General features: G+C 45.4%; 12 protein-coding genes. 2 read left to right on the forward strand and 10 right to left on the reverse strand.

All coding sequences use genetic code 11. The features are described from left to right. Positions 1-71: 71 nt before the first annotated feature. Positions 72-389: an L-rhamnose mutarotase gene (gene rhaM, locus HPS55_RS00330; RefSeq protein ID WP_172173352.1), complete on the forward strand. Its 318-nt coding sequence runs from the start codon at positions 72-74 to the stop codon at positions 387-389. Positions 390-609: 220 nt separating this feature from the next. Here the strand turns inward: rhaM and HPS55_RS00335 are convergent, their stop codons facing one another. Further along, a complete protein-coding gene (locus HPS55_RS00335; RefSeq protein ID WP_172173354.1) occupies positions 610-1,521 on the reverse strand; it encodes a glucosaminidase domain-containing protein in 912 nt (303 codons plus the stop codon). 95 nt (positions 1,522-1,616) lie between these two features. Here HPS55_RS00335 and HPS55_RS00340 point away from each other — a divergent pair, with 95 nt between their 5' ends. Next, positions 1,617-2,096 (forward strand): cytidine deaminase, encoded by a 480-nt coding sequence (locus HPS55_RS00340; protein WP_172173357.1) that lies wholly within the window; start codon positions 1,617-1,619, stop codon positions 2,094-2,096. A gap of 38 nt (positions 2,097-2,134) precedes the next feature. On the opposite strand, the gene HPS55_RS00345 is transcribed toward HPS55_RS00340, so the two are convergent. The 9 genes from HPS55_RS00345 to HPS55_RS00385 all read right to left on the reverse strand — a co-directional run bounded on the left by HPS55_RS00345 (position 2,135) and on the right by HPS55_RS00385 (position 11,927). Beyond that, positions 2,135-3,592 carry a right-handed parallel beta-helix repeat-containing protein gene (locus tag HPS55_RS00345; protein ID WP_172173360.1) on the reverse strand — a complete coding sequence of 486 codons (1,458 nt, stop codon included), beginning with the start codon at positions 3,590-3,592 and terminating at the stop codon, positions 2,135-2,137. A 41-nt stretch (positions 3,593-3,633) separates the two neighbouring features. Then, entirely contained in the window at positions 3,634-4,197 is a 564-nt protein-coding gene (locus HPS55_RS00350) for an NADH peroxidase (RefSeq protein ID WP_172173363.1), read from the reverse strand. Positions 4,198-4,294: 97 nt separating this feature from the next. Further along, positions 4,295-5,302, reverse strand: coding sequence for a rhamnogalacturonan acetylesterase (locus HPS55_RS00355; protein ID WP_172173366.1), 1,008 nt, complete (start codon positions 5,300-5,302; stop codon positions 4,295-4,297). 190 nt (positions 5,303-5,492) lie between these two features. Beyond that, positions 5,493-6,851, reverse strand: coding sequence for a histidine--tRNA ligase (gene hisS / locus HPS55_RS00360; RefSeq protein WP_172173369.1), 1,359 nt, complete (start codon positions 6,849-6,851; stop codon positions 5,493-5,495). A gap of 107 nt (positions 6,852-6,958) precedes the next feature. Then, positions 6,959-8,233 (reverse strand): adenylosuccinate synthase, encoded by a 1,275-nt coding sequence (locus tag HPS55_RS00365; RefSeq protein WP_172173372.1) that lies wholly within the window; start codon positions 8,231-8,233, stop codon positions 6,959-6,961. Next, positions 8,226-8,729: a Fur family transcriptional regulator gene (locus HPS55_RS00370; RefSeq protein ID WP_172173376.1), complete on the reverse strand. Its 504-nt coding sequence runs from the start codon at positions 8,727-8,729 to the stop codon at positions 8,226-8,228. Before HPS55_RS00370 ends, HPS55_RS00365 begins: the two co-directional genes overlap by 8 nt. A 63-nt stretch (positions 8,730-8,792) precedes the next feature. Then, the gene (locus HPS55_RS00375; protein ID WP_253945751.1) at positions 8,793-9,404 is read right to left on the reverse strand and encodes a DNA alkylation repair protein; all 612 of its coding nucleotides are present in this window, start codon (positions 9,402-9,404) and stop codon (positions 8,793-8,795) included. A 91-nt stretch (positions 9,405-9,495) separates the two neighbouring features. Next, positions 9,496-11,451, reverse strand: coding sequence for a dipeptidyl-peptidase 3 family protein (locus HPS55_RS00380; RefSeq protein ID WP_172173379.1), 1,956 nt, complete (start codon positions 11,449-11,451; stop codon positions 9,496-9,498). Continuing rightward, positions 11,451-11,927, reverse strand: a complete 477-nt coding sequence (locus tag HPS55_RS00385) for a helix-turn-helix domain-containing protein (RefSeq protein WP_172173382.1) — start codon at positions 11,925-11,927, stop codon at positions 11,451-11,453. The genes HPS55_RS00380 and HPS55_RS00385 overlap by 1 nt, the downstream gene beginning before the upstream one ends. Between the last annotated feature and the right edge of the window lie 272 nt (positions 11,928-12,199).

The raw sequence follows: 12,199 nt of genomic DNA on the forward strand, positions 1-12,199 counted from the left end.
AACAGCAGTAAATACAGTAAAAGGATTTTAATAAAGAAATATATAAACAATAACTTCAAAAAACTAAAACAATGAGAAGATTTGCATTTAAAATGATTCTGAAAAAAGGATGTGAGGCTGAATATGCCAAGCGTCATGCAGCAATCTGGCCCGAACTGAAACAGATGATAAAGGACCAGGGGGTAAGTGATTACAGCATATTCTGGGACAAGGAGACAAACCTACTCTTCGCCGTACAGAAATGTGACAAAGAGACCAATAGTCAAGACACGACAAATGTGGATCCAATTACACAAAAATGGTGGAACATGATGGCTGACATCATGGAAGTAAACCCGGACAATTCTCCTATTTCAATACCATTGGAAGAACTTTTCCATATGGACTAATGCTTAAAATATCTGTCCGCCAACCGTACATATTCAAGCCATACTACAATAGCCATCAACCTCGTGTGTAGAAAGGTTGCCCGGAACATTCTTTATTTGGCATATATTAAAGCGAAATCAAAAGCACCGTTTTGGGGCTGCAGCCCCAAAACGGTGCTTTTGATATTTCAGATAGTAGCATTTGATATAAAATCAGACTTATCAAGTCTATGAGTTGGTACTATCTTATTTTCAATCTGTCACCAACTTTTATCTGATAATAAGGCGACAGACGATTCATCTTATACAAACTTCTCAAGCGTATACCATAAAGTTGTGATATAGTGTACATGGACTCCCCGGCACGTACATAGTGCATACGCCCTTTGTAAGCTTTTGGTGCCTTAGTCTTCTTTTTCTTCAAATATACGATATCGCCCTCGTCAAGCACATCCCTGCGGTCACGCTCGTTGTATCGAGCCAATGCACGGTACGAAATACCGACTTCTTTGGATATAGATTTGAATGTGTCACCAGCACGGGCTTTAAGATAATAATTCTTGTTGAATTCGTATATGGGATGGAGATCCTGTCTGCCCACAGAGATATCCCTACTATGCCTGACCATAAACCTATTGTATCCCTTTGACCTATCATATTCATACAATCTGTAAAGCTGTATTATCTCAATCAAGCGGTCTGCATATTTTGGATTAGTGGCATATCCGGCTGCTTTCAGACCACGTGCCCATCCCTTATAATCCGTGATACCAAGACGAAACAGATTTCTATAACGGTTGCCATTCACAAGAAATCGTGAATGATCCTCATAGCTGTCACGTACATTCCGGTAAGCTCTGAAACACTCGTCGGGCGCATCATCAGTATGATAAGTCTTTGCTCCGGTCCAGCCATGACACTTTATTCCGAAATGATTGTTTCCGCGCTTTGCAAGTGCACTAAGCCCTGCCCCCGACTCGAAAAGTCCCTGAGCAAGTGTTATACTGGCCGGTATGCTATACTTGTGCATCTGTTCTATGGCCAAATCCTTATATTGGTTTATGTATTGCTGATATGCCTGATTCCATCTCATTTGGGCATTGATTCCCAACGAAAAGGGAATAATAAGCAATGTCAGTAACAATCGTATCATAAAGAACAAATTACATTTTTATATTGCAAAAATAGCGAAAACAATCCATTTATCACAGATTAATTACTAAATTTGCAATAAAATTGGATTTATTTATGAAAAAAAGAGTGATTGAATCTGTTATTGGCATCTGCCATATGGAAGAACTTGACAACACGGAAATCCGTTTGGTAAAAAAAGCCATTGAGGCTACAGAACGCTCCTATGCGCGCTACTCCAACTTTAAAGTAGGTGCGGCATTGCTTTTGGAAGACGGAACTGAAGTTATCGGATGTAATCAGGAGAACGCAGCCTATCCTGTTACAATATGTGCCGAGCGCTCAGCACTCTTTTCCGCTGGTGCACAATATCCCGAACTTGCCGTGACAACAATAGCCATAGCGGCACGAAACGAAAATGGCGAATTGCTTGCCGAACCAATCACACCATGTGGAAGTTGCCGGCAAGCGCTGATTGAAACAGAAACAAGATACGGACGCCCCATAAAGATTCTTTTATACGGAACATGCCATATATACGTTATCGAAGGAATCAGAAATCTCATGCCACTTTCATTCTCGGACAAGCAGATGTAGATTCAAGCCCGAACAGATGTTGGCATATCTGATATGCACTATCTGTACTGGTAACAGCCAAGATCCGGTCTTTCGCCACGTTCCACACCGTCACGGTCGGTGGGATATGCCGTTATGACTTTTCCTTTCCCGATAGCAGTAGACAGAGAATCGAGATGAAAATCGTAATAAAGATTCTCCTCATCGACAATCACGAAATGCGATTTCCCCTGTATTTCGTCATCCGGAGTTTCAAATACAACATTCACATATTGCTCCGATTCCTTTATTTCTTCAGTCTCGGGGGTACGCATAATCATATTTTCAAAATAATAGACAAATGGCACATCCGAGTCCTTGTCCCTTGTCTCACCCTTTATTTCATCTTCGGAATACCCCGTGATTATTGAATTATAACATTCCAGCATATATAACGGATAGTCCTTATCATCAACAAAATTTGTAAAACGAAGAGCAAAGCCACGGTCACCGCTGAACGGATAGAACTGGGCAAGAGTGCAATATATAAGTTGTGCACTGCCTCCATAAACGGCCAGGCAGTCGCCGAGGGTATTGCTGATACGACAATTTGCCAAAGAAATGTTAGAGTTGTAGCTTATCACCCCCGGCCCCTTACAATTATGTATGGTGACATTTTCAAGTGCAAGACGCTGATTCTGTCCATCGTATTCGGCCGAATCGCAAATGATTCCGTACTCAGAACTATGAATATCAGCATTACACAGGCGATTGGATATAGAAGACGAATGGATGTTTATACCCCTCCACTGTCCGCTCACACGGTCATAGGGAAGATATTCGAACATGCGGTCCAACCGATCACCACGAAATATAACATCACCTTTATGAGAATCTGATTCCGGATTGACAAGTATGCGCCCATACACGTCTATTCCTGCTCCACTGTGAAAATACATCACAGTAGGAGAATTGATAGTGAGTGTAGCCCCCTCTTCCACCTTTATTCCTTTTCTTATCAATATCGGCTTGGATTCGGATATTACTGTATCACGGTCAACAATAATACTATCGTGCATTATAGCATCCCATGAGTAAGCACGCAGATTGACACACTGCTCCACCCCACTCTCCAAAACAAATGCAAGTTCATCGGTCACAAGTTCCGGTTTGTCAGAACCGGTGGCAGACGACGTCAATTCAACAAATACCCGTATGCTGTCACCCTTACGTATTTCAAGATCACGAACTACACTTCCTAACGTATTGTCAAGATATGTCCCATCTACATTAATACGAAAACCGCTCTGATTTCCATGCCTCAGACGTACATGCCGCAACCTCAGTCCATCCTCATTTTTATTGTATACCCAAAAAGTCTGCGTAGAAGTAGGTACGGTGCTGAACACTGTATCAAGACTGACTGTGTCACGTGAAAAAGAAAGAACGGCAGAACGACTCGTCGTGAAAGAGTCATCGTCACTACATGACATCAATGCAGTGGCTATTGCCATGATATAAAAGAATAGTCGTTTCATCTTAATGATAAAACGACTATTCACTTGTTTTATTGTATAATTTACTTGTTATCGCCAAAATAACGTTTGTAGAGACCCATGAATCCTGCACAGTGGCGTGCTTCGTCCTTAGCCATCTCATGCACAGTGTCGTGTGTAGCATCCATTCCTGCAGCCTTGGCGTTCTTTGCTATACGGAACTTATCTTCGCAAGCGCCCTTTTCTGCTGCTATACGCGCCTCAAGATTAGCCTTTGTGCTGCCCAACACATCACCGAGGAGCTCGGCAAACTTTGAAGCGTGTTCTGCCTCCTCAAAAGCATAACGCTTGTATGCCTCCGCTATTTCCGGGTATCCTTCACGATCAGCCTGACGACTCATTGCAAGATACATACCCACCTCACAGCACTCACCGTTGAAATGTGCATTGAGATCCTTTATCATCTCCTCGTTTGCCCCCTCGTTCTTTGCTGCGCCAAGAACATGTACTGTGGCAAAATCAGCCTCGCCGTCCACTGTCATTTCCGAGAATTTTGAAGCCGGAGCCTTACAAAGCGGACATTTCTCAGGTGCTGTCTCACCCTCATATATATATCCGCATACCGAGCAAATAAACTTTTTCTTCATATCCGTATTCGTTTAATTTGATTAATACTAAATCAAGGTGCAAAGATAAATATTCTCTTTCAGATAAACAAACATTTCGTCGGAAATATTATATTTCTTACTTCTTCCATTTAGCTCCTTCGCGCAAAACAAATTTTATCTTCTTTCCCTTTGAAACCGTCGGTCTGTCCCACTCGCCGGCAAACAGCTGAATTGTTGTTTTCTTGCCGTCGACCGCATTGTCCACAGCTTCCTGCACGGTGAAGAAATCACCGATACCATTTGAAGCGACGGACATATCCCGATGCACCAAATGCTTCTTAAGCGCAGGTATCTCTTCCGATACGGCATCGGCAAGCAACCCCGCCACCACGTGGGCACCGTATATGTTATAATGTGTGTTGTCCTGACGGCCTTTAGGTATCGAAGGCTCCTCGCCTGGCATAAACCACATATGCAGTTTTCTCGAAGCCTCACGTCCCATTCCCTGCTCGAGTTCGTGAGTTATCTTATTGGCATCCACAAACACCACCCCAAGTTCTTTTGCCACATTGCGCGGAGCTACAATATAGTCGCCATGCGTATCAACCAGGCTGTCACCCTCTTCATTGCTCTTAACCGTCGTCGGACCGGTGGTTTTTCTTAAGGCCTCGTCATCATCGTTTTTCGGAGCCACCTTCATGAAATTGCGACGTACCACGCTGTTGAACAATACCGGTATACCGCCCTTATCACGTGTCTCACGAACAAACTTACTCAAGTTGGCATCGAATGTCGTTCCTGGGTCTGTATGCCTGTCAGCTTTGGGCTTCTCGTCATTATGCCCGAACTGTATGAACACATAGTCACCGGGACGTATCTTGTCCACCACTACCTGCCAACGCCCTTCGTCTATGAAACTTTTAGAAGATCGCCCGTTGACGGCATGATTGTCTATTCGTATGCCGTCGTCAAAATAACACTGCAAGGCCATACCCCAGCCACGCTCCTTGTTACCATTCTTTATGCTCTTGTTGGCCATTGTAGAGTCACCAATCATAAATATAGTGACCACCTTGTCCTGCTTGAATGCAGACAATACCATCAATACCACGGCCATGTAGCCTAATACTTTAATTCGTTTCATTTGTTTTAGTCGTTTCAGTTTTTACATATTATTTCTTGTTCTCCTGTCTTTCCAATTTCTTGCAGAGTCCGTTGTCCCCTCCGTTTCCTTTATCAAAAGGATATCATTCTCAAGTGCCGGCAACGTCTTTCATACAGTCATCCCGTCTGTATCAGTCTGTCTGCAATCACATTGCCGGCACCGGAATCAGCTATCCAACAATGTCGATAAGTTCGTCAGACGTAACCATAGTCTGTTCCCCTGTCGTCATGTTCTTCAGCATCACCTTGCCTTCCTTTATCTCATTCTCTCCTGCTATAGCCACAAAAGGTATTGCCTTGATATTGGCATACGCCATCTGCTTTTTCATTTTGGCTGCATCAGGATATATTTCTGTCTTTATGCCGGCATTACGGGCATTACGGGCCATCGACATGCAATATGCGGCTTCTTTCTCTCCGAAATTTATGAAAAGCAACCGTGTTCCAGTAACAGCTTCCTTTGGGAAAAGCTCAAGCGTATTCAATACATCGTATATACGGTCTGCACCAAACGATATACCCACTCCACTTAATCCCGGCATACCGAATATACCCGTAAGATTGTCATATCGTCCGCCACCGGTGATGCTTCCCATTGGCGTATCAAGTGCCTTGACCTCAAAGATGGCACCGGTATAATAGTTCAGTCCGCGTGCGAGTGTCAGGTCAAGCTGTATCTCGTTGTTCAGTCCTGCCGTTTTCAGTGTATCGAGGATAAAACGAGTCTCTTCCACTCCCTTCAGTCCCACTTCACTGTCTTTCAACACATCACTGATTGTCTGCAACTTCTCATCGTTCGTGCCGCTGAGAGAGATGATCGGCTGCAACTTCCCAATGGCATCGTCACTGAGGCCTTTATCCCTCAATTCAGCGTTTACGCCATCCGGCCCTATCTTGTCGAGCTTGTCTATTGCTACGGTTATCACAGTTATCTTGTCAGCCTCGCCTATCACCTCGGCAATACCGGTTAGAATCTTCCTGTTGTTTATCTTTATCTGTACCCGGATGCCCAAACGGCTGAAAACCGTGTCGACAATCTGCATCAGCTCTACCTCGTTAAGCAACGAGTCGCTGCCCACAACGTCGGCATCACACTGATAGAACTCGCGGTAGCGTCCTTTCTGCGGACGGTCGGCACGCCATACCGGCTGAATCTGGTAACGCTTGAAAGGCAACTGCAACTCTTCACGGTGCATCACTACATAGCGCGCAAACGGCACTGTCAGATCATAACGTAGCCCCTTCTCGCTGATACGAGATGCCAAATGCAAGGAATCGCGCCTGGCAAGTTCTTCATCAGTCACTTTATTAAGATAATCGCCACTGTTAAGCACCTTAAAGAGCAATTTGTCTCCCTCTTCGCCATATTTCCCCAACAGTGTCTGCAATGTCTCTATCGCAGGCGTCTCTATCTGTTGATAACCGTAGAGTGCATATACCGAACGTATCGTGTCAAAAAGGTAATTGCGCTTTGCCATTTCTACGGTAGAAAAGTCGCGGGTACCTTTTGGTATACTTGGCTTGTTCATTGTTTTCTATATTATTTATATTTAAACATTAAACCTTATGATTATGCGGTATAAGGCATATCATAAAGTTTAATGTATGAAGTTCAAATATCAAATGTCCAATTATTTCAGTCTCTCACTATGGTCTGCTCTCTGTCCGGTCCGATGGAAATAATCTTGATGGGTGTCTCCAGTTCTGCCTCAAGGAACTTGACATAGGCATTGAATTCCTCGGGAAATTCGGCCTCGCTTACCATTTGGGTCATATCCGTCTTCCATCCGGGCAGTTCCTTGTATACAGGCTCTATGCCGTCCTCTATATTATACGGGAAATAGTCAATCTCCGCACCATTCTGCTTATATGCCACACAAGCCTTGATTGTGTCGAAACCGTCAAGGACATCGCTCTTCATCATGATCAGCTTGGTTACACCGTTGATCATTATAGCATACTTCAATGCCACAAGGTCTATCCATCCGCAGCGGCGTTCGCGGCCCGTTACGGCTCCGTACTCGTGACCGAGGTCGCGAATTCTGACTCCTGTCTCGTCAAACAATTCCGTAGGGAACGGTCCCGCACCGACACGCGTGCAATATGCTTTCATGATGCCATACACATCACCAATCTTGTTAGGTCCGATGCCAAGTCCGGTACATGCTCCGGCACAGATGGTGTTTGAAGACGTAACAAATGGATAAGAGCCGAAGTCTACATCGAGCATGGTGCCTTGGGCTCCCTCACAAAGTATGCTCTTACCCTGCCGGAGCAGTCCGTTTATTTCGTGCTCGGAATCAACGATGTGGAAACCGCGCAGATACTCCACACCCTCCAGCCATTTCTTCTCAACATCTGCAATGTCGTATTCCGTATATCCCATCGACTTCAGAATGCTCTCGTGCCGTGCCTTGTGCTCCTTGTATTTCTGCTCGAAGTTATCGAATATATCTCCCACACGCAATCCGTTGCGCGATATCTTGTCGGTATATGTCGGACCGATACCCTTTCCTGTCGTACCTACCTTGCTTTTGCCTTTGGCTGCCTCATAGGCTGCATCGAGCACACGATGGGTCGGCATAATAAGATGAGCCTTCTTCGATATGTGCAGACGGCTCTTCAGTTCATGCCCGCTTGCTTCCAGCGCCTTGGCCTCGTCCATGAACAAATCGGGTGCGAGTACCACTCCATTGCCGATGATATTCACTTTGCCTCCCTGAAAAATTCCGGACGGTATGCTGCGCAGCACGTACTTCTGTCCTTCGAATTCCAATGTATGGCCGGCATTTGGTCCGCCCTGGAAACGGGCCACTACATCGTATTCAGGAGTAAGCACGTCTACCACCTTGCCTTTTCCTTCGTCACCCCACTGGAGTCCCAGCAGAACGTCAATCTTACCTTCATTCATTGCATTTATCTTTTTGTGATTTCTGTTTCGCCCTATTGGTTTTCTGTTTGGTTATCTGGGCCTGACAGGTACTGCATATACCATATACATAAAGCGAAAAGCCATCCTTGCGGAATCTCTTCAAATGCATTGCAGATATGGCAGCATCTATTTCAGAAGACTTAAACTCCGTCACCTTGCCACAAACCGTACATATCTGGTGGCAGTGACTGTTATCGTCGTAACAGGCCTCATATTTTGTGCTGCCCTGAAAACGGTGGCGTATTACGAGCCTGAGCTCCATAAACAACTTTAATGTATTGTACAGTGTGGCACGACTTACGGGAAAGTGGAAACCCTCACTGAGTCTGTCCCCGAGTTGCTCAAGAGTGAAATGCCCGTCCATACTATATACGGCATCAAGTATGGCATAACGCTCCGGAGTTTTACGATGATTGTTCAGTTCCAGATAACCGGTCAGTATCTGCCTCACAGAAGCCTTTACATTATCTTTCATTTGCGACAACACTTCATCAACCGTACAAAATTAATATAAATTCCTCAAATAACGGCCGCATAGTCAAAAAAGTTCAATACCAATGCTCTTCAGAGCATTTTCGGCCATACGCCTGTACACCAATCCGAGTTCTGAAAAACGTATTGCACTGGCCATCGCCGCCTTTCTTACCCGCAGCGTTCCTCCCTGCATGGCTGCCGTCATTTGGTCGATATATTCGTTGATACCCCGGGTATTGGGTTCCTGTCCGTTCATGAACAGACGTGAAAGGACACTGAATCCACACATCTGATACATCTCGTTGTCAGACGCTATCCATTGATAAGCTTTCTCCGCCGCAAACGGTAGACGCCAGTACAGACATGACGATGCGATCTCGGCTATCTCCCATTCGCGTGTCTGTTCCATCCATATGTCCGTCACCTCGGGCAACATCCGGTCTGCCGGCATCACGAACACGGCCAATATCTTGCACTCACGCACATCGTCCTTCCACAAGGCTATGGCCAATTCATAGTCCTCACCGATTTCCCGGGCCTTTTCCTTGAGCATGGGCAGCGGCGCGCCCCAGTTTATCCTGTAGGCGACGCCTTTGTCACGCATAGACTGCGCTGTCTGGCCATCCATCATCAGGCGGAAAGAGCGTTTTATCTCTTTTACTCTGTCTGCTGTCATCCGATTTCCAACTTAAACCTTAGGATTAAATCATTCATATTCTCGCTATGGCAAAATCCGGACAAAAACGTATATCTCAGGTATATCACGATTAAACCATAGAATACTCTCTGCCGTAACGCAACATCTGTTCGTCATAGCTTTCGGTATAGTCGACCTTTATATCGACTACATTGCCTTCCTGGTCACTTACCGGCACAAGCACCGGATTGATGAAGCCTTTGTATGGCGCAATGTCCAGACGGCGATAACGCTCCAGCACTTCGGCATGCAGGTGTGCATCTATTTTCACGCCATATGCCTCTACCAGATTCCGGGCCGCGCCATAGTCTCCTTCACTTTTTATTCTCTGCACTTCTGCCAGCAGAACGGCAAAAAGCGAACGCAGACGGGCGTAGTCCTCTATGTGAACAAACGTCCGTCCGTCGTCTCCCTTGACCATTTTTACGGCAGTTCCCTCTGCCAGACACCATCGTGCCACGAGAGCACGGTTGCGCATGTGGGCCTCCTCGATGTTGCGGCCGGGCTCTATACGTACAAGCTGCGTCATAAGTCCGTTCATCATATACGTATAATAATGAGCCTTGTATGCCTCCCCATCAGGCAACAGACCGAGTTCTGTCATTTTCTCGTCCGCCATATAATAAAGTCCGAACAAATCCGCCCGAGCCTCCTCTATCGTGTTGCCATACTCTTTCAGGGCATCACTGTTTACGCCGGGCAACAGCCGTCCGGAGCCATGACCCAGACACTCGTGCAAATCGGTGTGCAACTCATCGCACACTTCACCGTAACGCTCGACCAACAGCTTAGTCTCCTCGTCCGCGATGAACTCTTCACTCATGCCGCTCTCACGCGATGCGACACTGTAGGCGCTTATCAGGTTACCGATAGTGACGCTCTTGCTGCCGTGCTCGGCACGTATCCAGTCAGCGTTGGGCAGATTTATACCGATGGCTGTCGACGGATACTCGTCACCGCCGAGCATGGCTGCCTTCACCACATTGGCCGTGACACCCTTGACCACCGGTTTGCGGAAACGGACATCAACAGGCGAATGATCTTCAAACCACTGTGCATTGTCGCTCACCGTGCGCGTACGACGTGTAGCTTCAATGTCCTTATACTCCACAATGCCTTCCCACGAACCTTTCAGACCGAGCGGATCGCTGTATACCTCTATAAATCCATTTATGAAGTCGACCATTCCGTCTGTCGACTTCACCCACTTCACTGAATATTCGTCAAAAACATCCAGACTCCCCGTCCGGTAAAATTCTATCAATGTGGATATAACATCACGCTGCGCATCGTTCTCCGCATGTTCCATGGCTTTTTCCAGCCAATATACGATACGGCTGATTACAGGACCGTATAGGCCTTCCGTGCACCATGTTTTCTCAGAAAACTCACCGGTGGAATCTTTCACAAGTGTCGTATTAAGACCATAGGATACCGGTCTTTCGCCATCGCCTGTCTTTTTCTGCACATCGTAAAAAGCCTCCGCCTCTGCCTGCGTCACGTTGACATAATATGTATTGGCCGACGTTGCAACCAAATCATCACCCGCTATCTTGTTCAGACGGGTGGGCAACACGTCGGAATCAAATATCACAGGCACAAGTTCATCGCACAATTCCCCTACAGTCATTCCATCAAGTGGCAACAGCGCGACATCGGCCATTGCTACGGCATTACGGAAATAGGCCTCACTGAATCCGGGTTTGAACTTCTCGCACCCATAATGATGGTATATGCCGCTCGAAAACCACACCCGTCTCAGATAATCCTTCAGGGCAATATAATCAAGAGTGGTGCGAGCTATATCCCGGCTCAACACCACTGCTTCAAGAGTCTTTCTTATTTTAAGATTGTACCCGCCAAACTGTCCGAACGTGATGTCACGTCCCCACAACGTAGCCTCGGCAAGGCAATATATCAATTTCTTCTGATTCAGAGACAATCCGTCAAAACCATCCAGGCGGTAACGGAGCATCTGTATATCAGCAAACCGGATGTCAAGATAATTAAAGTCGGAAGAACTCATCACACAATTTCAGACTCTCCCTTTACACTTTTCTTAAACCTTTGTGCCATGACAGCCGGATGATGCGCCTGGTGCAACAGGCGATATTCGCGTGGTGTCATGTTCATTATCTTATAGAACGATGCGTAGAACGACTGACGGTTGGAGAATCCTACCATATCGCTCACCTCCTCCATCTTCAGATCCTTGTAGCGTTTGTCCACAAGAATGGTCATCGCTTCTTCTATACGGAACTTGTTTACAAAAGAGGTATAATTCATATGAAAACGAACGTTCACAACCGCTGATATATAGCGCGTGTTGGTTCCAAGATCCTCGGCAAGTTTTTTCGCCGAATAATCCTTATCCTTATACTTTTTCTGCATGACGATGATATTGAGAATCTTCTCTTTCATCTCATCCATCAACTTCGGGCTGACCAGACTTCTGTAGGCTGCTTCCTTTTCCTTTCTCTCTGTAATATTATACTTTGCCATAACCTATTGAAACTTTTTTATTATTTTGATGCTGCAAATTTAGCAAAAAAAATTGATAGTACAACTATTCCTTTATGATATATTTTCTAAAATAATCCTAAATATGGTCATAATAAATTATAATAAAGCGCCAATACCTTTTATTCTGACAATAAGACAAAGACAAATGGCTCTTGAAAGGCTATATTTTTTTTGGACATAAGGACAAGAAGACACGGAAAATGTTTTCCAACTCAAATATTTGAAAGATGCAAATGATTTTATTATTAGAA

This window comes from Xylanibacter rodentium (assembly GCF_013166575.1).
Taxonomy (GTDB): Bacteria; Bacteroidota; Bacteroidia; order Bacteroidales; family Bacteroidaceae; genus Prevotella; species Prevotella rodentium.

Excerpts from the sequence above, each read along its gene's own strand:
- HPS55_RS00335 (WP_172173354.1), bottom strand. The coding sequence starts at position 1,521 with ATGATACGATTGTTACTGACATTGCTTATTATTCCCTTTTCGTTGGGA.
- HPS55_RS00370 (WP_172173376.1), bottom strand. The coding sequence starts at position 8,729 with ATGAAAGATAATGTAAAGGCTTCTGTGAGGCAGATACTGACCGGTTAT.
- HPS55_RS00355 (WP_172173366.1), bottom strand. The coding sequence starts at position 5,302 with ATGAAACGAATTAAAGTATTAGGCTACATGGCCGTGGTATTGATGGTA.
- HPS55_RS00365 (WP_172173372.1), bottom strand. The coding sequence starts at position 8,233 with ATGAATGAAGGTAAGATTGACGTTCTGCTGGGACTCCAGTGGGGTGAC.
- rhaM (WP_172173352.1), top strand. The coding sequence starts at position 72 with ATGAGAAGATTTGCATTTAAAATGATTCTGAAAAAAGGATGTGAGGCT.
- HPS55_RS00350 (WP_172173363.1), bottom strand. The coding sequence starts at position 4,197 with ATGAAGAAAAAGTTTATTTGCTCGGTATGCGGATATATATATGAGGGT.
- hisS (WP_172173369.1), bottom strand. The coding sequence starts at position 6,851 with ATGAACAAGCCAAGTATACCAAAAGGTACCCGCGACTTTTCTACCGTA.
- HPS55_RS00385 (WP_172173382.1), bottom strand. The coding sequence starts at position 11,927 with ATGGCAAAGTATAATATTACAGAGAGAAAGGAAAAGGAAGCAGCCTAC.
- HPS55_RS00375 (WP_253945751.1), bottom strand. The coding sequence starts at position 9,404 with ATGACAGCAGACAGAGTAAAAGAGATAAAACGCTCTTTCCGCCTGATG.
- HPS55_RS00345 (WP_172173360.1), bottom strand. The coding sequence starts at position 3,592 with ATGAAACGACTATTCTTTTATATCATGGCAATAGCCACTGCATTGATG.
- HPS55_RS00380 (WP_172173379.1), bottom strand. The coding sequence starts at position 11,451 with ATGAGTTCTTCCGACTTTAATTATCTTGACATCCGGTTTGCTGATATA.
- HPS55_RS00340 (WP_172173357.1), top strand. The coding sequence starts at position 1,617 with ATGAAAAAAAGAGTGATTGAATCTGTTATTGGCATCTGCCATATGGAA.